The organism is Methanoculleus sp. (genome assembly GCF_036677455.1).
GTDB lineage: Archaea > Halobacteriota > Methanomicrobia > Methanomicrobiales > Methanoculleaceae > Methanoculleus.
In genome coordinates this window covers 26,624-47,567 of the sequence record NZ_JAVBWL010000044.1, presented here as the reverse complement: position 1 = coordinate 47,567, position 20,944 = coordinate 26,624, and the positions used below count along the sequence as shown (strand labels likewise).

At 63.4% G+C, this 20,944-nt stretch carries 20 protein-coding genes; 15 read left to right on the top strand and 5 right to left on the bottom strand.

The features are described from left to right. The 9 genes from V6K60_RS10670 to V6K60_RS10630 all read left to right on the top strand — a co-directional run. Positions 1 to 1,022: phenylacetate--CoA ligase family protein (locus V6K60_RS10670; RefSeq protein ID WP_332450506.1), on the top strand; the 1,022-nt coding region annotated here is incomplete at its 5' end. A gap of 6 nt (positions 1,023 to 1,028) precedes the next feature. Next, entirely contained in the window at positions 1,029 to 2,141 is a 1,113-nt protein-coding gene (locus V6K60_RS10665) for a CapA family protein (RefSeq protein WP_332450505.1), read from the top strand. 212 nt (positions 2,142 to 2,353) lie between these two features. Next, positions 2,354 to 3,235, top strand: coding sequence for a thiamine pyrophosphate-dependent enzyme (locus tag V6K60_RS10660; RefSeq protein WP_332450504.1), 882 nt, complete (start codon positions 2,354 to 2,356; stop codon positions 3,233 to 3,235). Further along, positions 3,229 to 4,341 (top strand): transketolase C-terminal domain-containing protein, encoded by a 1,113-nt coding sequence (locus V6K60_RS10655; protein WP_332450503.1) that lies wholly within the window; start codon positions 3,229 to 3,231, stop codon positions 4,339 to 4,341. The genes V6K60_RS10660 and V6K60_RS10655 overlap by 7 nt, the downstream gene beginning before the upstream one ends. Further along, entirely contained in the window at positions 4,334 to 4,861 is a 528-nt protein-coding gene (locus tag V6K60_RS10650) for a 2-oxoacid:acceptor oxidoreductase family protein (RefSeq protein WP_332450502.1), read from the top strand. The genes V6K60_RS10655 and V6K60_RS10650 overlap by 8 nt, the downstream gene beginning before the upstream one ends. Then, the gene (locus tag V6K60_RS10645; protein ID WP_332450501.1) at positions 4,858 to 5,103 is read left to right on the top strand and encodes a 4Fe-4S binding protein; all 246 of its coding nucleotides are present in this window, start codon (positions 4,858 to 4,860) and stop codon (positions 5,101 to 5,103) included. Before V6K60_RS10650 ends, V6K60_RS10645 begins: the two co-directional genes overlap by 4 nt. Positions 5,104 to 5,257: 154 nt before the next feature. Beyond that, positions 5,258 to 5,560: an Hsp20/alpha crystallin family protein gene (locus tag V6K60_RS10640; protein ID WP_332450500.1), complete on the top strand. Its 303-nt coding sequence runs from the start codon at positions 5,258 to 5,260 to the stop codon at positions 5,558 to 5,560. Between the two features lie 156 nt (positions 5,561 to 5,716). Further along, entirely contained in the window at positions 5,717 to 7,882 is a 2,166-nt protein-coding gene (locus V6K60_RS10635) for a thioredoxin domain-containing protein (protein WP_332450499.1), read from the top strand. 30 nt (positions 7,883 to 7,912) lie between these two features. Further along, positions 7,913 to 8,485 (top strand): OsmC family protein, encoded by a 573-nt coding sequence (locus tag V6K60_RS10630; RefSeq protein WP_332450498.1) that lies wholly within the window; start codon positions 7,913 to 7,915, stop codon positions 8,483 to 8,485. Between the two features lie 27 nt (positions 8,486 to 8,512). Here V6K60_RS10630 and V6K60_RS10625 read toward each other — a convergent pair whose 3' ends face one another. Both V6K60_RS10625 and V6K60_RS10620 read right to left on the bottom strand, forming a co-directional pair. Next, positions 8,513 to 9,913: an MBL fold metallo-hydrolase gene (locus tag V6K60_RS10625; protein WP_332450497.1), complete on the bottom strand. Its 1,401-nt coding sequence runs from the start codon at positions 9,911 to 9,913 to the stop codon at positions 8,513 to 8,515. Between the two features lie 99 nt (positions 9,914 to 10,012). Next, positions 10,013 to 12,109 carry an acetate--CoA ligase family protein gene (locus tag V6K60_RS10620; RefSeq protein WP_332450496.1) on the bottom strand — a complete coding sequence of 699 codons (2,097 nt, stop codon included), beginning with the start codon at positions 12,107 to 12,109 and terminating at the stop codon, positions 10,013 to 10,015. A gap of 343 nt (positions 12,110 to 12,452) precedes the next feature. Between V6K60_RS10620 and V6K60_RS10615 the strand changes: the two genes are divergently transcribed. From V6K60_RS10615 to V6K60_RS10600, 4 genes are all read left to right on the top strand, one after another. Next, entirely contained in the window at positions 12,453 to 13,601 is a 1,149-nt protein-coding gene (locus tag V6K60_RS10615; RefSeq protein ID WP_332450495.1) for an iron ABC transporter substrate-binding protein, read from the top strand. 30 nt (positions 13,602 to 13,631) lie between these two features. Beyond that, complete coding sequence (locus V6K60_RS10610; protein WP_332450494.1) at positions 13,632 to 14,744, top strand: FecCD family ABC transporter permease; 1,113 nt, start codon at positions 13,632 to 13,634, stop codon at positions 14,742 to 14,744. After that, positions 14,741 to 15,508, top strand: coding sequence for an ABC transporter ATP-binding protein (locus tag V6K60_RS10605; protein WP_332450493.1), 768 nt, complete (start codon positions 14,741 to 14,743; stop codon positions 15,506 to 15,508). Before V6K60_RS10610 ends, V6K60_RS10605 begins: the two co-directional genes overlap by 4 nt. A gap of 69 nt (positions 15,509 to 15,577) precedes the next feature. Then, positions 15,578 to 15,910, top strand: coding sequence for a DUF1622 domain-containing protein (locus V6K60_RS10600; RefSeq protein WP_332450492.1), 333 nt, complete (start codon positions 15,578 to 15,580; stop codon positions 15,908 to 15,910). 9 nt (positions 15,911 to 15,919) lie between these two features. Here V6K60_RS10600 and V6K60_RS10595 read toward each other — a convergent pair whose 3' ends face one another. Together V6K60_RS10595 and udg are read right to left on the bottom strand one after the other, a co-directional pair. Further along, the gene (locus tag V6K60_RS10595) at positions 15,920 to 16,351 is read right to left on the bottom strand and encodes a bis(5'-nucleosyl)-tetraphosphatase (RefSeq protein ID WP_332450491.1); all 432 of its coding nucleotides are present in this window, start codon (positions 16,349 to 16,351) and stop codon (positions 15,920 to 15,922) included. 7 nt (positions 16,352 to 16,358) lie between these two features. Continuing rightward, positions 16,359 to 16,976, bottom strand: coding sequence for a type-4 uracil-DNA glycosylase (udg, locus tag V6K60_RS10590; protein WP_332450490.1), 618 nt, complete (start codon positions 16,974 to 16,976; stop codon positions 16,359 to 16,361). 348 nt (positions 16,977 to 17,324) lie between these two features. Here udg and lysS point away from each other — a divergent pair, with 348 nt between their 5' ends. Further along, the gene (gene lysS / locus V6K60_RS10585; protein WP_332450489.1) at positions 17,325 to 18,851 is read left to right on the top strand and encodes a lysine--tRNA ligase; all 1,527 of its coding nucleotides are present in this window, start codon (positions 17,325 to 17,327) and stop codon (positions 18,849 to 18,851) included. Between the two features lie 16 nt (positions 18,852 to 18,867). Beyond that, positions 18,868 to 19,062 (top strand): YwbE family protein, encoded by a 195-nt coding sequence (locus V6K60_RS10580; protein WP_332450488.1) that lies wholly within the window; start codon positions 18,868 to 18,870, stop codon positions 19,060 to 19,062. Between the two features lie 6 nt (positions 19,063 to 19,068). On the opposite strand, the gene V6K60_RS10575 is transcribed toward V6K60_RS10580, so the two are convergent. Then, positions 19,069 to 20,922 carry a HAMP domain-containing sensor histidine kinase gene (locus tag V6K60_RS10575; protein ID WP_332450487.1) on the bottom strand — a complete coding sequence of 618 codons (1,854 nt, stop codon included), beginning with the start codon at positions 20,920 to 20,922 and terminating at the stop codon, positions 19,069 to 19,071. Positions 20,923 to 20,944: the final 22 nt, after the last annotated feature.

The window sequence follows — 20,944 nt, the reverse complement described above, 5'->3', positions numbered from 1 at the left end:
CCACCGGCATCCCGGTCGGATTCTACTACGAGCGGGGCGCCTCCCGCGCCCGCGAATGGGCGTTCATGAAGACCCAGTGGGACCGCGTCGGCTACCGGTTCACCGACCGGTGTGTCGTCCTCCGGGGCTACATCGTCGGAACCCCGAAGGAGGGGACGTTCTGGAAGAAGGCGCTCTTCGGCCGGTGGCTGCTGATGTCCTCCCACCAGATGACCGAGGAGACCCTGCCGGCCTACATCGACCGGATCCGGAGGTTCCGGCCCCGGTTCATCCAGGCCTACCCGTCGATCGCCGTGATCCTGGCCCGCTACATGCGCGAGCACAATATCGCGCCGTTCCCAACGGTGAAGGCAGTCCTCTGCGGGTCCGAGAACCTCTACCCCTGGCAGCGGGACCTGCTCGCCGGGGCGTTCGGGTGCCGGGTCTTCTCCTGGTACGGGAACTCCGAACAGACGGTGCTCGCCGGGGAGTGCGAGGAGAACACCCGTTACCACATCTTCCCCGAATACGGCATCGTCGAACTGATCGGACGGGACGGCCGGCCCGTCGAGGGGCCGGGCGCGATGGGGGAGGTGGTCACGACGGGCCTCATGAACCCCATCTGCCCCCTCATCCGCTACCGGACCATGGACGTCGCGGTCGCCGCAGAGGGGCAGTGCTCCTGCGGCCGGGCCTACCCCCTCCTCGAGAGCGTGGAAGGGCGCCTGCACGAGTTCATCGTGACGAGGAATCACCGGCTCATATCGATGACGGCGGTGAACATGCACTCCGACGTCTTCGACAACGTTGCGCAGTTCCAGTTCTACCAGATGAGGGAGGGGGAGGTCCTGATGCGGATCGTAAAGAAACCGGGGTATACCGACCAGGATACGGAACGTATTCTCCAGGAACTCGGAAAGAAGTTTGAAGGCGACGTGGACCTGACCGTCCGCTTCGTCGGGAAGATCCCCCGCACCCGGCGCGGCAAGTACCGGTTCCTGATACAGGACCTGCCGCTGGAACAGTGGGGCCTTTCGGTGTGAGAAGAGATGCAGAAACCAATCAGACTCATGGCAGTAGGAGATCTCTGGGTCAGGGCGGCGAACGACCAGCACCCGTTCGGGGAGGTCATGCACCTCCTCAAGAAGAAGGACATCCTCTTTGGGAATCTGGAGACTACCCTCTCGGAGACGGGGGAGCAGGCGGAGAAGCACCACGTGATCTTCACGGCTCCCGATGCAGCGCGTTACCTCGTGGACGCCGGGTTCGACGTTCTGAGTGTTGCAAACAACCACTCCAGCGATCGCGGAGCGGAAGGGTTCAAAAATACCCTGGATGCCCTCGAGAGCCGGGGCATGCTCGCGGTCGGGGGATCGGCGACGCGAGACCGACAGGAGCCGGTCATCTTCGAGAAGGACGGCCTCTCGATCGGGTTTGCCGGCTACACGATCGGCAAACTGGCCATATCCCGCGACGTCTCGGTCAACCGGTTGATCGAAGATGATATCTTTAAGGATATCGCCTCTCTTGTGGGTCGGTGCGATCATATCGTCATATCGCTTCATTGGGGGACGGAGATGGCTTACTACCCGTCCCCCGCGCAGATCGATCTTGCTCACCGGCTCATCGATGCGGGGGTCACGCTGATCCTCGGGCACCACCCCCATACGGTGCAGGCGATTGAACGCTACCACGGTGGGCTCATCGCCTACTCGCTTGGCATGTTCCAGTTCGAACCGCAGTGGCCCCACAACCTCTCGCGGGAGGCGATCATCCTCACGGTCGACCTGCAGAAAGACGGCGTTGTCGGTGAGTACGAGGTGACACCGCTCATCATCGACGATGATTTCCGGCCTCGCCTCGTTGAGGGAGACCGGGGTGAGGAGATTCGGGCCCTCGTCGCCGAGGTCTCGCGGCCGGTCGCTGAGGGCGGGCTCACCCGGGCCTGGTGGTTTGAAGAGATCGCGCCGGTCTACATGAGGATGAACTACGAGAGTTACCGCTACCGGATACGCAACAACGGTCTCCTCCCCATCCTGGAGATGGGCGTCTGGTTCTTCACGCCCTTCTGCCTGCAGTGCTACGCCGGCATGATCCGCCGCTCCCTCCGGCAGGGGCCGGTGCAGAAGAGGCAAGCACCCGGCGGGAATGCAGGAAACTGAAACGGAGGTGATGAGGGGGGAATTCCCCGCCAGACCTGGCCGGGCGATGATGATCCCGGCCCGGCGGCCTTCTCGCGCCCCGGCTCCGGCCCGGTTATGCCGACTCATTTTCCCGGTCCTTCCTTCGAACGACCGTTGAGAGTCCGGGTTTGAGATCGCAAAACTCTCATTACAAATGATGACAGATATTGTAGTGAGAGGAGTGTAAACAATTGTCAGCTATTCCAAAGGAAGAGTATCTCTACAAGTGTACGTCCGCCTGTGCGGGGTGCAGCTCTTCCCTCTGTCTGCGTTACGTGCTGAAAGCGGCCGGCCCCGATACCGTTCTGGTCGTGCCCGCCTGTTGCACCAGCGTCATCCAGGGGGCCTACCCCGGCACGGCGATGAACGTGCCTGTCTATAATATAGCATTTGCCGCGGCCGCTGCCTGCGCCTCCGGCATGAGCAACGCTTTTAGCACGCTCGGGAAGAAGACCAACGTCATCGTCTACGCGGGCGACGGCGGCACGGTCGATATCGGGATCCAGTCGCTCTCCGGGGCGTTCGAGCGCGGGACCAACTTCCTGTACATCTGCTACGACAACGAGGCATACGGCAACACCGGCATGCAGCGGTCGGGCGCAACACCGCTCGGTGCGCGCACCACCACCACGCCCGGCGGCAAGCCCACGGCAAAGAAGGACCTCGACCGGATCATCGAGGCGCACAACCCGCCCTACATGGCGACCGCCTGCAGCGCCTACCCGCTCGACCTCTACAAGAAGGTGAAGAAGGCGCTCTCGATCGAAGGGCCCAAGTTCATCCACATCCTCGCACCGTGCCCGCCCGGCTGGCGCTACCCCACGGAGAAGACGGTCGAGATGGGGAAACTGGCGGTGAAGACCGGAACCTGGATCCTGTATGAGCGTGAGTTCGGGAAACTCACGATCAACGGCCCGTCGAAGACTGCGATGAGGAAACCTGCGCCTCTCGAGGACTACCTCAAGGGCCAGGGCCGGTTCAAGAACACGAGCCCGGAGGTCCTGGACGAGATGCGCCAGCAGGTTGAACGGAACATCCAGCGCTTCGCCCGTGAGGAGGCCGGCACATGCTGACGATCGCGACCGGCAACAAGGCGGTGGCCGATGCGGTGAAGGCCGCAAAGCCGGGCGTCATCGCCGCATACCCGATCACCCCCCAGACCGAGATCGTCGAGCAGATCGCCGAGTACGTCGCCTCCGGCGCCCTTGAGAGCCGGTACATCCCGGTGGAGAGCGAGCACTCGGCGATGGCCGCCTGCATCGGAGCAAGCGCCGGGGGCGTCCGCACCTTCACCGCGACGAGTTCGCACGGCCTCCTCTACATGCACGAGATGGTCCACTGGGCCGCGGGCGCGCGCCTGCCGATCGTCATGGCGAACGTCAACCGCGCCCTCGGACCCGGGTGGAACACCTGGGCGGAACACACCGATGCCTTCTCCCAGCGCGACACGGGCTGGCTGCAGGTCTTCGTGGGCACGGTCCAGGAAGCCTACGACACCACCTTGATGGCGTTTAAGATCGCCGAGGACGAGCGGGTCATCCTGCCGGTGATGGTCAACCTGGACGGGTTCTCGCTGAGCCACATCACGCAGTCGCTTGAGACCGTGGAGCCCGGCGACTTCCTGCCTCCCTACCACCTCCCACACGCGATCGATACGGAGAACCCCTGCGTCTACGGCCCCATGACCTTCTCAAACGACTATTTCAAGTTCCGCTGGGACATCGAGCGGTCGATGCGTGATGCCCGGGGCGTGATCACGGAGGTCGAGCGCGAGTTCCGCGAACGGTTCGGCCGTTCCTACGGCCCCACCGAGGACTACCGGTGCGAGGATGCCGACGTCGTCGTCGTCGCGATAGGGACGCTCGGCAAAGAGGCGGAGGTGGCGGTCGACCTCCTCCGCGACGAGGGAATAAAGGCCGGGTCCATGCGCCTGCGCTGGTTCCGCCCCTTCCCGGACCTCGACCTTGCCGGCCGGGAGGTCGTCGTCATCGACCGCGACTACTCCTTCGGCTTCGGGGGCGTGGTGGCGCACTCCATCCGGTCGAAGACCGGCATCGAGCCCTACAGCGTGATCGCCGGCCTCGGCGGCCAGGAGGTCACCTACAACGATATCGCAGACTTTGTCCGGAACCGGCATCCGGGTGAGGAGACCTGGTTCGGGGTGAGCGACCATGTATGAGATACGGATCCACTCCCGGGGCGGGCAGGGAGGTGTCACCGCCGCAAAACTCCTCGCCCTCGCGGCGTTCAGGGACGGAAAACATGCAACGGCCTGCCCATTCTACGGGGCGGAGCGACGCGGGGCGCCGGTCGTCTCGTTCGTCCGGATCGACGATGAACCGATCAAGATCTACAGCCAGATCCATGAACCGGACCTCGTGATCGTCCTCGATACGAGCATCATGGACGTGGTGGACGTCCTGGAGGGCCTGAAACCCGGCGGGGCGGTCCTCTTAAACAGCGCCCACCCGCTCCCCGGGTGCAACGGGACCTGCCGGAACGTCGACCTGACGGGGATCGCGCTCGCACAGAACCTGGTGGTCGCCGGGAGCCCCATCCTCAACACCCCGGTGCTCGGGGCGCTCGCGAAGATGGGTGTGATCACCCTGCCCTCGGCACGGACGGCGATCCAGGAGATGTTTACCGACGAGAGGAACGTGAAAGCTGCTGAAGCGGCGTATAAGGAGCTGAAGGTATGAGAGAGAGACTTGCGCTCAGCAGGCCGACGGAGGCCTCTTCGGGGAAGACAGGGTCCTGGAGAACGTTCCGGCCCGTGGTCGACAGGGAGGCGTGCAACGCCTGCGGGCTCTGCGCCCAGTACTGCCCTGATGGGGTCATCGACGAGGAACTCAACGTCGACCTCGACTACTGCAAGGGGTGCGGCATCTGCGCAAACGAGTGCCCGAAGCAGGCCATCGCTATGGTCCGCGAGGAGCGCTGACCCCCCCCTTTTTACGAAGAGAGCAGACCCACTCGTTTTGACGTGCGATCTCCCGCCCTGCGGGACGGCCGTGCCCCTACCGGGCCGGAACGCGATGTGAGGCAAACGTTATATAGCAAACCCGCACCTCTCTTGCCGTCAAGGAGGTTATGAGATGGCAGCGTTGAGAGTCGCACCCTATGTCTGTGCTTACTCAGATGAGAATGAGGAGAACCTTCACATCGAGATCGAGTTACCGGGCGTCGATAAGAAGGATATCACCTTTAAGATGCAGGAGACCAGTTTTTCCATTGATGCAGCCCGCGGCGACGTCCGGTACGTCGGGACTTACGCGATCGGCTGCCCCGTCGATCCCGACAGGGCGAAGGCGACCTTCAGGAACGGCCTTCTGGCCGTGGACGCCCCCTACGTACAGCCGGTCGCAGAGGAGACCAAGGAGATCCCCATAGCAGAGTGAGCTGGTGGCCGGTCCTGGCCAGCACTCTCTTTTTTCATTACGCGGGCCGCAGGGTCATCTTCTCCCCGGCGGCGAGAGGGCGGTATCTCACGTTCCGGAGTGCCCCGGCCGCGCGGAAGAGTCACCTTTATTAGCCTGCATTCGCACGTCAGGAGTATGAACCCGGCACGCGGACACGACCCGAAAGCGCCAGAAGCACCGGTGCAGGAGGAATCGCCTCCGAACCGGCTGATCCACGAACAGAGCCCATACCTGCTCCAGCACGCCCATAACCCCGTCGACTGGTACCCCTGGGGTGACGAGGCGTTTTTCCGGGCTCGGGAGGAGGGCAGACCGATCTTCCTCTCGATCGGCTACTCGGCCTGCCACTGGTGTCACGTCATGGAGGGGGAGTCGTTTGCGGACTCGCAGGTTGCAAAACTCCTGAACGATCTCTTCGTCTGCATCAAGGTGGACCGCGAGGAGCGGCCGGATATCGACCAGGTCTACATGGCAGCCGCTCATGCGCTGACGGGGACCGGGGGATGGCCCCTCACCATCTTCATGACCCCGGACAAAAAACCGTTCTTCGCAGCGAGTTACATCCCGAAAGAGAGCCGGTACGGGATGACCGGCCTCCTGGACCTCATCCCCCGGATCAGCAAGGTCTGGCAGAGCCAGCGGCAGGAACTCGAGAGCGCCGGCGCTCAGGTGATGGAGGCGTTGAGGAACGCAGCCCGCACCCCGCCGGTCGAGAACGAACTCGGGGAGGGGGCCCTCGATGAGGCTTACGAGACGTTCTTCCGGGTCTTTGACGGGGAAAACGGTGGGTTCGGGGATGCACCGAAGTTCCCGACCCCGCACAACCTCATCTTCCTGCTCCGGTACGGGTACCGGACCGGCAAGGAGCCGGCCTACATGATGGTCGAGAAGACGCTGCATGCCATGCGGCGGGGCGGGCTCTTCGACCAGGTCGGGTTCGGGTTTCACCGCTACTCGACCGATGCGGAGTGGTTCGTCCCGCACTTCGAGAAGATGCTCTACGACCAGGCGCTCCTCGTGATGGCGTATACGGAGGCCTACCTCGCGACGGGGCGGGAGGAGTTTGCCAGGACCGCCCGGGAGACGATCGCCTATGTCCTGCGGGAGATGAACGACCCTGCCGGCGGGTTCTACTCGGCGGAGGACGCGGACAGCGAGGGTGAGGAGGGGAAGTTCTACCTCTGGACGAAGAACGAGATCCTCGATCTCCTCAGGGAGGAGGAGGGGGAGCGATTCTCCCGGATCTTCGGCGTCACGGAGCCCGGCAACTACCGGGAACAGCCCGGCGGGAGGCGGACGGGCAAGAACATCCTCCGCATGCGCCGACCGCTGGCATCCTGGTCCCATGAGTTCTCGAGCTCAGAGGAGGACCTGGCATGGTCCGTGGAGAGTGCCCGGCAGAGACTCTTTGCAGCCCGGGAGGAGCGGATCCGCCCGGCAAAGGACGACAAGATCCTGACCGATTGGAATGCTCTCATGATCGCTGCTCTCGCAAAAGCGGCCCGGGTCTTCGACGATCCGGCATACCTGGAAGCGGCAAAGAAGGCGGTCGCGTTCGTCCTCTCCAGTCTCCGCCTCCCGGACGGGAGGCTCCTCCACCGTTACCGGCACGGCGAGGCAGGCCTTCCGGCGACGCTCGACGATTACGCGTTCATGCTCTGGGCCCTCATCGAGGTCTACGAGGCTTCGTTTGACCCGGGTTACCTGGCTACCGCCACCGAACTCGCCCGGGACCTCTTCACCCACTACCGGGACTGCGACGGTGGGGGGTTCTTCTTTGCGCCGGACGATGGGGACGCCCCTGTCCGGCAGAAACCGGTCTATGACGGGGCGATCCCTTCCGGGAACAGCGTGGCCATGTATGCCCTCTTCGTCCTCGGGCGGATGACGGCGAACCTCGAGTTCGAGGAGACGGCCGACAGGATGAAGAGCACCTTTGCCGGGACCATCAACGCGGCCCCTGCCGCCCACGCCCACTTCCTCACGGGCCTCGAGTTCATGCTGGGGCCGAACTACGAGGTGATCGTCACCGGGGTGCCGGGTAGAGAGGACACAACGGCGATGGTCCGCGCCATCCGTTCGCACTATACGCCTGATGTCGTCGTCATCTTCCGCCCCGCGGGCGTAGAGAGCCCGGAGATCGTGGAGGTAGCCGGGTTCACCCGGGATATCGTGATGATCGAGGAGAGGGCGACGGCGTACGTCTGCACCAACTACGCCTGCGACATCCCGACGACCGATATCGACGAGATGCTGCGGCTTATGCGGTCGCGGGAGAGGTCGCCGGAACCGGTCGTCTGACGGCGAGGTCCCGCACGGGAGGTTGTTGCTATGATGCGAAACGGGGTCGATATGGAGCGGGTGAAGACCCTTACGGACGCGATGCGGAAGGATCCAGCGGTGGGCAGACGGACCCTCTCCGGCATCACGAGCTGGAACGGGGGTGCGCACTCGACCACGATCGTCCGGAACTTTGCCGTTCCCGCCGACGAACCGGTCGTCATCGGTGGGACCAACCGGGGTCCGAGCCCGACGGAACTGGTGCTCACGGGGCTCTCGGCCTGCATCGCGGTCGGTATCGCCTACAGCGCGGCAGAGGAGGGGATCGAGGTCGACCTGATCGAGATCGACGTCGAGGGCGATCTCGACCTTGCGGGGTTTTTCCGTATGCGACGTTCCACAGGAACAGAGCACGAGAAAACGCATCGCGTTTTCGAGATCGGGGATACCCGGCCGGGGCTGGACGAGGTCCGGTTGACCGTCCGGGTGGATGCCGACGCGTCCCGGGAGAAGATCCAGGAACTCGTGGACCGTGCCTACCAGCGCTCGCCGGTCGTGGCGGCACTCATGCACGCGGTGCCGGTCAGGGTCTGCATTGGGTGGGAGGAGACGCGGGCGGAGTGATCCCCCCCAATAACGCTCCATCCAGGGTTAGATCGCCGGAGCGGCTTGGAGGGGTTCCTCCTCCTTGACCAGCGGGTAGTTCGCCGCCTTCCACCCGATGGTGCCCCCGAGCAGGTTGACCACGTTTGAGAACCCGTTCTTTTCGAGGATGCTCGTCGCGACGCTCCCCTTGAACCCGGCGTCGCAGTGGACGACGATCTTTTTGTCCTCCGGGACCTCCGCGAGGTGCTCCTCGAGGTCTCCGACGTAGATGTGGTGGGAGCCCCGGATGTGGCCGTCCTCCTCCCGGTGGTTGATATTCCTGACGTCGAGGATATAGACCGACGGGTCGCCCAGGTGCTCAGCAAGGTCGGAGGGCGACCAGGTGCCAGCTCGTTCGACATCCTCGCCCTGCTTGAACCAGGCGCCGAACCCGCCGGCGAGGTAACCGGCGATGTTGTCGTAACCGAGCCGGACGAAGTGGCGCACCACGGAATCGAGATCCAGGTTGAAGTCGTCCACCAGGACGATCGGGTCCTTGTAGTTCAAGAAGTAGCCCATGTAGAGGGGAAGGCCCTCGCGCCAGATGTTCAGGGTCCCGGAGATATGCCCACCGGCGAAACTTGTCGGTGACCGGATATCGACGATCTGGGCACCCTGCTCGAGGAGAGAGCGGATATCGCGAGCCGAGTAGGGCCGAAGGTGCGGAAGGTTGTAGATCAGGGGCGGGCCCTTCCGGTTGAGCCGGTGCATCGTCGCAAAATACGGCGGGGCATAAAGCCGTTCGTTCATCTTGTACTCGACGAAACCTTCTCTCCCCATCGAGAGGATCCGGTTCGTCGCCATCTCGTAGCCGATGGTCGTGTACTCCCGGTCGCTGATATTCCCGCCGCAGACCGACCCCGCTCCATGGGCGGGGCAGACGATCACGCCGCCCGGGAGCGGGAGAATCTTCTTGTGCAGGCTTGTATACAGCATCTCCGAGGCCTCGCGCCGTCGGTCCTCGCCGGCAAGATCAGTTCTGCCCACATCCCCGGCAAAGAGCGCGTCGCCGGAGAAGATCATCAGCGGGTTGTCGGAGACGGACCGGTCGCGGAGCAGGAGCGATATGCTCTCTATGGTGTGGCCGGGGGTCTCGATGACCTCAATCTCGAGGGGACCGATATCGAAGGTATCGCCGTCCCGGACGCCGGTGCCGAACCCGAACTCCTCTCGCGTCCCGTGGAGTATCTCCGCCCCGGTCGGGCGGGCAAGTTCCCGGGAGCCGCTGAGGTAGTCCTCGTTCTTGTGCGTCTCAAAGACCCTGGTGATCTTCACATCCCAGCTCCGGGCGAGGGTTGTATAGACCTGGCAGTCGCGCCTGGGATCGATGACCATCGCCTCCCCACCCGCCCCGATGATATAGGAGTTGTGGGCGAGGATCTCGGACTTTATCTTCTCAAACTGCATCCGTATTCGTCTCCCCGGTAGTGTTCCGTCATTCCTATGCGCCGGAGTAAGGAAGGAGTATATAAAAAGGTTTCCCGGAATCAGGAGAGAGCGCGGACGTTACCGCCCGCCGCCCGGACACTCCCCATCGCGGGGCGGGCGGGATTGCTCGCCCGCCCGGGCGGTCCTGACAGCAAGGATGCTTCCCACCGCCTTGAACGCATCCTCAAGCTCCTCGAAGTTCGGGATCCGGCAGCCCCGGAGGATGTGCAGACCGCTCCGGATGCTGTCGCCGCCGAGCATGCAGCCCACCACCATCTTCTCCGTGTTCCGGGAGAGCCGGACGATCTCGTTTGCAACATGCGCCGGATCCACGAGCGTGGTCGGCACGGCGATCACGAAGACGATGTCCCAGAACTCCTGGTGCCGGATCAGCACATCGAAGAGAGCGGCGAACCGGGTGGCGTCGGCGTCCCCGAGGATATCCATGGGGTTTGCGTGGTTCCAGAACGGGGGGAGGAACGCATTGAGTTCACGGAGCACCTCGTCGGGGAGGTCGACCATATCGACCCCGTGCGCCTCAGCGTAGTCGGAGGCGAGGACGGCGAACCCGCCCGCACTGGTGACAGCGATCGCCCGCTTCCCCTGCGGGTAGCCTTCGGACGCCAGGAGCTCCGCGAGGTTGAAGGCGTCCCGCAGGCTCCGGGCCACGATCACCCCCGCCTGCCGGAGCGCTGCAACGTAGACATCATAACTCCCGGCAAGCGAGCCGGTATGGGATGACGCCGCAGCCCTGCCCTTCCGGGACGACCCGGACTTCACCGCCACCACCGGTTTTCTCCCGGCGACATCTCGTACGATCTGCATGAATCCGCGTCCGTCCTGGATCTCCTCGACGTAGAGGGTGATGGACCGGGTCTTCTCGTCCTGCTCGGCGAACCGGAGGTAGTCCTCAAACCCGAGGTCCGCCTGGTTGCCGACGCTGATGACACTGGAGAACCCGAACTCCTCCGGGAGGCTCCAGTCGACGACGGTGGTGATGACCGCGCCGCTCTGTGAGATGAAGGCGACATCCCCTGCCCTCGGTGAGACCGGGTCGAACGTGGCGTTGATCCCCATATGCGGCATCATGACCCCGAGACAGTTCGGGCCGATGACCCGGACCCCATACCTGCGTGCAACCCTCATGACCTCCTCTTCGAGGGCCGTGCCGGCACCGCCGATCTCGCGGAACCCGGCGGTGACGATGATGGCGAGCCGGACGCCCTTCTCCCCGCACTCTGCCATCACCTCCGGGACGAGGCGGGCGGGGACGGCGACGACCGCCCAGTCGACCGGGGCCGGGATATCCTTCACCGAGGGGTAGGCCTTCCGCCCGAAGAGTTCCGCCCGGGCCGGGTTGACCGGATAGAGGTCTCCGGGGAAGGAGAGCAGGTTCCGGAGGACGGAATAGCCCACCTTGTTCGGGCTTGCGGATGCGCCGATCACGGCGATGGATGACGGAGAGAGGAGGTCCGGGGGTGCCCTGAGACTGAGGCGGGCGGCGCCGGACACGGCGGTGTCTCCGACGATGATCCGCGCATCGACGACGCTCGCGCCTTCTTCGTAGAGGATGACCGGGTTCAGGTCGAACTCCCGGATCCGGGGGTCTTCGATGAAGAGCCGCGCCATCTTCGCGATGATCCGGACGAGCGCCTCCTCGTCCTTCGGCGGCTCCCCCCGGTATCCCTGGATGAGCCGGTAGCCCTCGATCTCCCGGATCATCGCCCTGATGTCGTCGCCGTCGACGGGCAGCACCCGGATGGAGACGTCCTCCAGGAGTTCGACCAATTTCCCCCCGAGGCCGAACGTGATGACCTTCCCGAACGAGGGGTCGGTCTTTCCGCCGATCAGCACCTCGAGTCCTGCGGGCATCTGCTTCTCCACGATGATGCCGGCGATCGTCGCCTCCGGGGCATGGGCGGCGGCGTTTTTCAGGATCGTGTGGTAGGCCTCTTCGGCCTCTTCGGGACTCTCGACCCCGGTGATAACCCCGCCGGCGTCGCTCTTATGGACGATCTGCGGTGAGACGATCTTCATGACGACCGGGTAGCCGATCCGCTCCGCGGCTGCCTGTGCATCAGAGGCGCTGGTGGCAAGGTGATGGGGCGGCACGGGTATCCCGCACGCCTCCAACAGGCGGTACCCTTCTGATTCGCTTAACATCCTCTCCGGCATCTCTCCTCCTCACGGTATGCCGGTCGTGCCGGGGTGCATGACCGGTCTCCTGGTGCAGGGGTTAGTCCGGCCGCCCATAATAGTTCTCCGGCCCGGCAAAAAGGGGCTGGATCGCTGCTGCACGGGCTGCTGAACCGTCCCGGAGAGGTCCGGGGTCCCAACCACAGGGGTTTTTCTCCCGCATCTCCGGGGCCGACCGGGTGGATGAAGGAGTGGTCGGGCAGACTACGGCCCGGATGTCCAAAACCATCCCCCACGAGTAATACGAATCGAAAATAAGTCACACCGGGTAGGCGTTAATCCGATAGATATAATAAACAGTGTTACAATAATTGGGAATTGTATGCCTCCATTCCGATCCACCGGACTCCTCACGGCCGTGATGCTTGCGGCCCTGATTCTCGCCGCGCTCGCCGCCGGGTGTACCGGCACCGGGGCCGACCCGACCATCGGCCAGACCGCCACGATCACCGATGGCGTCGGCCGGACGGTCGCCGTCCCATCGCCGCCGGAGAGCGTCGTCTGCTCGGGCTCAGGATGCCTCCGCTACCTCGTCTACCTCCAGGGCCAGGATCTCGTCGCCGGTGTCGACGACATCGAGAAGAAAGAACAGACGATAGAGGGGCGGCCCTATGCCCTCGCTTACGGGTCGCAGTTCAAAGTTCTCCCCCTGATCGGTGAGTTCCGGGGCAAGGACGACCCCGAGAAGATCATCGGGATCGGGCCGGCGGTCGTCTTCAAGGCCAGTGTCGGAACGGCATATGGGACAAGCATCGCCGAGGCCGACAAGCTCCAGGAGCGGACCGGCATCCCCGTCGTGGCGCTCCCTTACGGCTCACTCAGGAACGACGCCGAGAAGGCCGAGATGTATGGCAGTCTCCGGGTGATGGGCGAGGTGCTCGGAAAGGAAGGCCGCGCCGAAGAGGTGATCGCCTACATCGAGGCGACGATAGCCGACCTCGAGAGCAGGACCGCCGACATCCCCGAGGCCGAACAGAAGGCCGCCTACGTCGGCGGCGTCTCCTCGGCTGGTGCCCACGGCATCATCTCCACCGAACCCGCCTACCCGCCGTTCTCCTGGGTGCACGCGAAGAACGTCGCCACCGGCCTCGGCACGGACCACGCCGATGTCGCAAAAGAGGCGCTCGTCGATTGGGATCCCGAATACCTCTTCATCGACGCCGGGACGACCCAGATGGAGAGCGGTGGAGCGATCGGTGAGATGAAGAACGATCCCGCGCTCCAGGGCCTCTCCGCCGCGAAGGAAGGCCGGATCTACGGCGTCCTCCCGTACAACTTCTACAGCGCAAACTACGAGACCATCCTCGCCGACGCCTACTTCGTCGGGAAGACCCTCTACCCCGACCGGTTCGCCGATATCGATCCGGAAGAGAAGGCAGATGAGATCTACACCTTCTTCATCGGGAAACCGGTCTTTTCCGACCTGAACAGCCAGTATCAGAACCTCGGATTCGCGGAGATCCCGCTCTGATGCCGGGCTCGATCAGGAGGGTCTGAAGAGATGCACTTTGCAGACGGGACCATCCCCACGGGTTATCTGGGGTACGTGCGGTGTAAAAACCTCTGGATCCTCGGGGGGATCGTCCTCCTCTTCCTCCTCCTGATCGTGTCCATATCGGTCGGTGCGGTCAGTATCCCCCCGTATGATGTCTTTTTCTCCCTCGCAAACGGCATCACCGACCGGATCAATGCGTTCCTCCACCCCGGCGTCGTCATCGAGATCTCCAACACCGACCGGATCATCTGGAACATCCGGCTCCCGCAGGCGCTTGCCGGGATCGTCGCCGGAGTCGGGCTCTCGGTGGCCGGGGTCGCCATGCAGTCGATCCTCCGTAACCCGCTCGGGTCGCCGTTCACGCTCGGCATATCGAACGCCGGTGCCTTTGGGGCGGCCGTCTCGGTCATCCTCCTCGGCGCCGGCACGATGCAGTCGACGGTCGCCGACGCCGTCACCATCAACAATCCCTACCTGACGACGATGGTGGCATTCTTCTTCTGTCTCCTTGCAACCGCGGTGATCCTGCTCATATCCCGGATATGCGGGGCGACTCCCGAAGTGATGGTGCTCGCCGGCGTCGCCCTCTCCTCCCTCTTTACGGCGGGGACGATGTTCCTCCAGTACTTCGCCGACGACACCCAGCTCGCCGCCGTCGTCTTCTGGACCTTCGGCGACGTCGGCCGGGCCAGCTGGCAGGAACTCGGGATCATGGCCCTCGTCGTGCTGGCGGCCTCCGTCTACTTCGGCGCGAACCGCTGGAACTACAACGCGATCGACGCCGGCGACGAGACGGCAAAGGGGCTCGGCGTCAGCGTCGAACGGGTCCGGGATCTCGGAATGGTCGTAGCAGCGCTCGTGACCGCCGTGATCGTCTCGTTCCTCGGGGTCATCGGGTTCGTGGGGCTCGTCTGCCCGCACATGGTGAGGAGGCTCATCGGCGACGACCAGCGCTACCTGATCCCCGGCTCCTGCGTGATGGGCGGGATCCTCCTCCTCGCCTCGGACACCGTCGCCCGGATCATCGTGGCGCCGTATATCCTCCCGGTCGCCGTGCTCACGGCGTTCCTCGGCGCACCGGCCTTCATCTACCTGCTCATACGGGGGTACCGGCGATGATCCTCGACGTCAACGGTGTAGCGTTCACCTATCGGAGCAACCCGGTCATCCGGGATATTACGTTCAACCTCTCACCGCACCAGGTTCTCGCGATCCTGGGCCCGAACGGCGCCGGGAAGACGACGCTCTTGAAGTGCATGAACGCAATCCTGCGGCCGAAGGCCGGGTCCGTCCTGGTCGGGGAGGCGGATCTCCTCAAGGCGGACCGGATGGAGATCGCGCGAACCGTGGGCTACGTACCGCAACGATGCGAGGCCGGCCGGATGACCGTCTTCGATGCCGTCCTCCTCGGCCGGCGACCGCACATCCGCTGGGACATAACCGATGCGGACATCCGGATCGTCGAGGCGGCGGTCCGGATGCTCCACCTTGAGGACCTGACGCTGCGATACATCGACGAGCTCTCCGGCGGGGAGCTCCAGAAGGTGAGCATCGCCCGGGCGCTTGTGCAGGAACCCCGGGTCCTCCTCCTGGACGAACCCACGAGCAGTCTTGACCTCAAGAACCAGCTCGATATCCTGGGGATCATCCGGCGCGTGGCGACGGATCACGACGTCGCCGCGGTGATGACGATGCACGACCTGAACATGGCGCTCCGCTATGCCGACCGGTTCATCCTCCTGAAAGACGGCGTCATCCACGCCGCGGGGGGAACCGGGGTGGTGACCCCGGAGACCATCGAGGCGGTCTACGGTGTCTCCGTCACGGTCGAGCGCTACAACGGGTTCTCCGTCGTCGTCCCCCTGGCACCGGAGAGCGCCTGACCAAAAGCCGGGTCCTTTGAGAGTCCCCGATAACCTATAACCCCCCCGCCACCGATACCCCCGCCGGGCATGGTGCTTGAGACGTTCATCGGGGTTGTGGAGACGGTCCTCGGGGTGTTCGGGGGGCTCTTCATCGTCTATGGGGCGGTGATCGCGATCGTCGAACTCGTGGGGCGGGAGACCCGCATACGGGAGCGGAGTTACCGGGACATCAGGTGGGCGTTCACCACCCGCATCCTGATCGGCCTTGAGTTCTTCGTCGCCGCCGATGTCTTGAAGACGATCCTCGAACCGACGCTTCAGGACCTGGCCATCCTCGGGTCGCTCGTCGCCATCAGGACCGTCGTGAGTTATTTCCTCGGGAAGGAGGTGCAGGATCTGCCGGAAGATAGAGAGATGTGAGAAAGTGAGTCATCCGGTCTTCTGGTTCCTGACCGTGGCCAGGCAATCGTGAGCTCTCGCGACAACCCGCTTTGAGTTCTCGAAGGTGATCGCATGTAGCGCCTCGCCGTAGGGGAGCCACTGGTAGGCAATATGCTCGTCCGAGAGCCTCACCTCCTCCTCCGGGGTCTCGATCAAGAAGTAGACGACCTCTTTGTAGACCGTCCGGCTCCGGCGCTGGAAGAAGTAGTGGATCTCCTCGCGGAACCCGGAGACAAACGTGGCCCGGGTGATCCCGGTCTCCTCCTCCAGTTCGCGGAGCACGGTCTCCTCCTCGCTCTCGCCGCGCTTGCCGTGCCCTTTCACCAGGTCCCAGTGTCCGGCCCCATACTGCAGGATGAGGTACTGGGGATCCGTACCCTGCCGGACGACGACCGCCCCACATGATCGCTCTTTTGCCATGGTTCCATCAGTCCTGTATCGCAGATCCGCCCGCCCCCCTGAGTTCGTGCCCGATGACCCGGAAATCCTCTTTCAGGGCCTCCAGGTATGCCGGGTTGTAGAGCGCGGCGGCCGGGTGGAGGGTGGGGATGAGGCGGACCGGGTGGCCAAAGAGGAGGCCGGGGTAGACCGTTCCCCGGATCTCCGTGATCCGGTCGAACTCAACGGGGAGGAAGGAGAGGACGTACCGGCTCGAGTGCCGGCCGAGCATCACGATCACCTTCGGCGCGACGATACGGATCTGCTCCTCGAGGTACGGGGTGCAGGCCAGGATCTCCTCGTCCCGGGGGTCGCGGTTCCCGGGCGGCCGGTGCTTCACGATGTTCGCGATGAAGACATCGTCCCGTGATAGACCGATCCCTAAAAGGAGGCCTTCGAGGAGTTTCCCCGCTCGCCCCACGAACGGCCGCCCGGTGAGGTCTTCCTGCTTCCCCGGCGCTTCGCCGATGAGCATGAGGTCGGCGCCGGGGTTCCCCTCTCCCGGGACCGCGTGATGGGTGTTCTCCCAGAGAGGGCACTTCCGGCATTCGCTGATGACGGCGGCAAGCCTCTCTATCGCCACCGCCCTCTCCGTCCCCCGCTCCATGTTCACACTATAGACGGTAACTCTATAACCGTTTTACGCATTGCGTCTCATCGCCGGCGGCGGGATTTCGGGAACGGTCATCTGCTGTCGGAGGGTGATTCTTGCGCCTGGTGGTGCTCGAACTCCGGCCCCCTGGCCAGGAACACCCGTCGGCCCTTCGGCCCATCGTTACTCGCACCTGACGGTGCTCGAACTCCTGTCCTACGGACAGTCGTTCACTCAAACATTAATATCACCGGGTGGAACATTATAACAGAATTTATCCACGAACATACGGCCTGGGCCCGGAGAACGGCGGCGAGGGATCGGGGTTTTGAGGGCTGCAGGACAGATGGAGCTGTTTACACTATGACCGATACGGATCAACTCTGTTTTGATACGACAAAGATCGATAAGATACAGGAGTTGCGCGAGCGCGGGGTGACGGTATACCCCTACACCTTCGAGCGCAAGGATACCGTCGAGGAGATCCGGGAACGGTTCTCAGCGATCGGGCACGAGAAGAGCGAGGAAGAGGTCAGCACCGCGGGCCGCATCTACATCGTCCGCCAGCACGGCAAGACGATCTTTGCGGACCTCGGCGACTCGTGCGGCAGGATACAGCTCTACCTCCGGAAGAACGACCTCGGGGAGGAGCAGTTCGACCTCTTCCGGCAGTACGTCGATGCCGGGGACATCATCGGCGTCGTCGGCCATGTCTTCCGGACGAAGATGGGAGAGATCACCATCTGGGTCGACCGGTTCGAACTCCTGACGAAGTCGGTCTGCCCGCTCCCGGAGAAGTTCCACGGGCTCAAGAACGTCGAGACCCGCTACCGGCAGCGCTACCTCGACCTGATCATGAACGACGAGAGCCGCGAGACGTTCCGGGCACGGAGCAGGATCATATCGCTCCTGCGGCAGTTCCTCTTCGACCGGGAGTTCCTGGAGTTCGAGACCCCCACCCTGCAACCGATCTACGGCGGCGCAAACGCCCGGCCGTTCACGACCTACCACAACGCCCTCGACCAGAAACTCTACCTCCGGATCGCGCCGGAGCTCTACCTCAAGCGCCTCATCGTCGGCGGGTTCGATAAGGTCTTCGAGATCGCGAAGAACTTCAGGAACGAGGATATCGACACCAACCACAACCCCGAGTTCTCGATGGTGGAGATCTACGAGGCCTACCGGGACTACAACGACATGATGGGCCTCACCGAGGAGATCTTCGCGCACCTCGCGGAGAAGGTCTGTGGGAAGACCACGATCTCGTATGCCGGGCAGGACCTGGACTTCGCCCGGCCCTGGCGCCGTCTCTCGATGGAGGAGGCGGTGCGGGAGTACGCCGGTATCGATGTCCGGGCCATGAGCCTCGAAGAACTCCGGGCGTTCGGCCTTGAGTACTGCGTGGAGGGTTGTGAGAGCGCCACGACCCGGGGCGAGTACCTGGTGCTCTTCTTCGAGCACTTCGGCGAGGAGCACCTCATCCAGCCGACGTTCATCTACGACTTCCCCGTCGAGAACTCGCCGCTTGCAAAGAAGCACCGCGCAAAGGAGGGGCTGACGGAGCGGTTCGAGCTCTTCATCGCCGGGATGGAAATGGCAAACGGCTTCTCGGAGTTAAACGACCCGCTTGACCAGAAGGCCCGGCTCGAACTGCAGGATGCGAAGCGCCGGAAGGGGGACCTCGAAGCACAGATGATCGACTACGACTTCATCAACGCGCTCGGCTACGGGATGCCCCCGACGGGCGGCGTCGGGATCGGGATCGACCGTCTGGTGATGCTCCTCACCGGGAAGGATTCAATCAAGGAGGTGCTCCTCTTCCCGCAGATGAGGACCGTTCTTCCCGGACAGAACGGATCGGAACCAGAGCAGGACGGCGGGGAGGAGTGACCCCCGCTTCCCGGTCATGAACGGACAGAACCGCGCCGCCATCCGTCCCGGGATGACGGTGGATATCGTGCTCAAGCGCGACCAGCCGACCGGAAAGCGCACCCGGGGCGTTGTCGCCGAGATCCTGACGAACTCGTCCTTCCACCCCCACGGGATCAAGGTCCGGCTCCAGGACGGCCAGGTCGGGCGGGTGCAGGAGATCGTCGAGTGAGGGGCTTCAGGGGGCCTTCTGGAGGGTGAACCTGATGGCCGCACCCTCCTCCGGCCGGCCCGGCACCCGGTCATCCACCCAGATCCTCCCGCCGTAGCGCGTAATAAGCATCCGGCAGATGTAGAGCCCAAGTCCTCGGCCGCTCTTTTCCCCGTCACCGCCGCTGAAGCGGGCAAAGAGGTATGGCTTCTTCTCGTCGGGGATCCCGGGACCGTTGTCCTCGACCGAGGCCAGCACGCCCTCCTCACGCTCCTCGACCCGGACGGCAATATCGACCTCCGACCCGCCGAACTTCGCCGCGTTGCCGATGAGGTTCGTGAAGACCCCGGCGAGGAGATCGTCGGCGAGGACGGTAGCCGTGGTCCCGGCGTAGGTTATCGAGACGTCCAGGTAGTGCGCGATCTCCCCCCGGATGACGGGGTCGAGAGCGACCGGCCGGAGAACGGCTTCTTCCTCCTGGATCTGCCGGATGGTGTTGACGCCCCGGATGATCTCGACACTCTTCTGAAGGCTCTTCTGCAATTTCTCGGCATATCCTCGGGGTTCTCCCTCAAGTTCATCCATGAGGAGGTCCGTGTAGAGGTTCGCGGTGTTGTTGGCGTTGTTGATGTCGTGCGTCATGATATCCAGAAAGAGCGCCGCCATCCGGTTCGACTCCTCAAGATCGGCCGTACGTGCCTCGACCTGCTCCTCCAGGTGCTCGCTGTACCCCCGGATCGTCTCTTCCGACCTCCGGAGATTCTGGATTGCCAGTTTAAGGCTCCCGACCATCGTGTTGATGCTCCGTTCGAGCCGCATGACCTCGCGGGTTGCCGAGACCCGGATCGTATGGTTGAGATCTCCCTGCGCGATGATGTCGACATCATCAATGATCCTCTCGATCGGGCGCGTGAGGCGGCGGGCCACGAGGAAGATGATCCCGCTCGAGAAGACGATCGTAAGGAAGGCAACGACAGCATGATAGTAGAGCATCTGGTCGAGCTGGCTCTGGATGAGCGCCGTATTGTAGGTCAACTCGACGACGACGCTCGGATCGGATGGGTAGTCCGGGTCTTTTAAGTCGATGAAGAGATACCGGATCTGCTCTCCGTGTACCGTATCCCGCACCTCGTAATCCGCCCGGGCGGGGATGATCGTCCCGGTGACGAGCGCCCTGGTCTCGGTGTTGGGGGGCTCCCCGTTCTCGCCGACGAGATTCCCAAAGATATCGTAGACATAGATCGATTCGAGGTACGGGTTTAAGGTGACGAACTCCTGTGTACTCTCCTGCGAGCGGAACTGGCTCCGCTCCTCTACAAACGCATCCGGCACCAGCCCGAGTTCAAGCAGGTAACGGTGATCAGGGGTGGGCATATAGGCATACTTCCGGATCTGCCCGGTCTCGGGCTCATACACCACGCGATCGGGGGAGAAGTTCTCCCCGAGACGTATCCGGGTGATCTCTGCGTAAAAATCCGGGAGTTTCTTGAAATCGAGACCCCGATCGGGCGGATAGGTGGTGTACTCGATAACCCCCGATTCGTTGATGATATAGAGGTCCATCTCACCCCCGAGCTGCTCTTTGAGCGCTGCAAGATCCATCTCCGACGGGTCCCCGCCCGCTCGATCGTACTCCTGCAGGAAAAGGGAAAAACCGTCCCGTAACTCCTCGTTGAGGGAACTATCAAAGAGCTTGAGCCCGGTATCCACGTTCGTAACAGACTCCCGGATGCTCTTCTCGGTGACGTTCTGGAGAACAGAGAGGTCGGAAGTCATCCTCTCTCTGGTCTGCAGGTAGTCGTAGGCCGAGAGGAGACTGATGGCGGGGATGACGATGAGAAGGATGGCTATGATCAGGGTAGGCGCAAATGGCCGTCCCACCGGAGCGGGTGTGCGATCTTTT

What these genes read in the sequence shown, in the direction of transcription:
- V6K60_RS10665 (WP_332450505.1), top strand. Translation starts at nt 1,029, where the DNA reads ATGCAGAAACCAATCAGACTCATGGCAGTAGGAGATCTCTGGGTCAGG.
- V6K60_RS10655 (WP_332450503.1), top strand. Translation starts at nt 3,229, where the DNA reads ATGCTGACGATCGCGACCGGCAACAAGGCGGTGGCCGATGCGGTGAAG.
- V6K60_RS10650 (WP_332450502.1), top strand. Translation starts at nt 4,334, where the DNA reads ATGTATGAGATACGGATCCACTCCCGGGGCGGGCAGGGAGGTGTCACC.
- V6K60_RS10645 (WP_332450501.1), top strand. Translation starts at nt 4,858, where the DNA reads ATGAGAGAGAGACTTGCGCTCAGCAGGCCGACGGAGGCCTCTTCGGGG.
- V6K60_RS10640 (WP_332450500.1), top strand. Translation starts at nt 5,258, where the DNA reads ATGGCAGCGTTGAGAGTCGCACCCTATGTCTGTGCTTACTCAGATGAG.
- V6K60_RS10635 (WP_332450499.1), top strand. Translation starts at nt 5,717, where the DNA reads ATGAACCCGGCACGCGGACACGACCCGAAAGCGCCAGAAGCACCGGTG.
- V6K60_RS10630 (WP_332450498.1), top strand. Translation starts at nt 7,913, where the DNA reads ATGATGCGAAACGGGGTCGATATGGAGCGGGTGAAGACCCTTACGGAC.
- V6K60_RS10625 (WP_332450497.1), bottom strand. Translation starts at nt 9,913, where the DNA reads ATGCAGTTTGAGAAGATAAAGTCCGAGATCCTCGCCCACAACTCCTAT.
- V6K60_RS10620 (WP_332450496.1), bottom strand. Translation starts at nt 12,109, where the DNA reads ATGCCGGAGAGGATGTTAAGCGAATCAGAAGGGTACCGCCTGTTGGAG.
- V6K60_RS10615 (WP_332450495.1), top strand. Translation starts at nt 12,453, where the DNA reads ATGCCTCCATTCCGATCCACCGGACTCCTCACGGCCGTGATGCTTGCG.
- V6K60_RS10610 (WP_332450494.1), top strand. Translation starts at nt 13,632, where the DNA reads ATGCACTTTGCAGACGGGACCATCCCCACGGGTTATCTGGGGTACGTG.
- V6K60_RS10605 (WP_332450493.1), top strand. Translation starts at nt 14,741, where the DNA reads ATGATCCTCGACGTCAACGGTGTAGCGTTCACCTATCGGAGCAACCCG.
- V6K60_RS10600 (WP_332450492.1), top strand. Translation starts at nt 15,578, where the DNA reads ATGGTGCTTGAGACGTTCATCGGGGTTGTGGAGACGGTCCTCGGGGTG.
- V6K60_RS10595 (WP_332450491.1), bottom strand. Translation starts at nt 16,351, where the DNA reads ATGGCAAAAGAGCGATCATGTGGGGCGGTCGTCGTCCGGCAGGGTACG.
- udg (WP_332450490.1), bottom strand. Translation starts at nt 16,976, where the DNA reads ATGGAGCGGGGGACGGAGAGGGCGGTGGCGATAGAGAGGCTTGCCGCC.
- lysS (WP_332450489.1), top strand. Translation starts at nt 17,325, where the DNA reads ATGACCGATACGGATCAACTCTGTTTTGATACGACAAAGATCGATAAG.
- V6K60_RS10580 (WP_332450488.1), top strand. Translation starts at nt 18,868, where the DNA reads ATGAACGGACAGAACCGCGCCGCCATCCGTCCCGGGATGACGGTGGAT.